Genomic DNA, 380 nt, shown 5'->3' with positions numbered 1-380 from the left:
TGAGCGGAATACGTTCATGGATGAGTTCAAACTGCTCACAGGCCTCCGTAAATCGATGGCTGATAAACTGTGGTCCATTGTCTGATCGGATGACGGGTCTCTTCGCTCTGTCAAATAGCTGGCGCTTTATCAGCGCCTCCTGCGTAATTTGAACCAGATCCTTGGCTTCGCAGGACAGGCCCAAGTGGTAGGTGACGATAGATCGATCAAACACGTCGATGATGCTCAGGAGAAAGAAGAAGCGCTGCTCACCTGCAATCCAGCCATATTTAATATCCGTTTCCCATAGTTGATTGGAGCCGGTGATGGTTCGATTATTCGCGAGTCTCTTCGGATGCTTGACCCTGAGCTTCCGCTGCGGACGCAAGACACGTATCTGC

1 protein-coding gene is annotated in these 380 nt (G+C 50.8%); it reads right to left on the bottom strand.

Annotated elements, in window-relative coordinates; all coding sequences use genetic code 11:
• The coding region (locus tag AC5V8P_RS26185; RefSeq protein ID WP_495474130.1) for a DDE-type integrase/transposase/recombinase at positions 1–367 on the bottom strand (367 nt) is incomplete at its 3' end.
• Positions 368–380: the final 13 nt, after the last annotated feature.

The sequence above is a fragment of the Paenibacillus sp. N119s genome (assembly GCF_059447605.1).
This window is presented reverse-complemented; position numbering and strand designations above follow the sequence as displayed.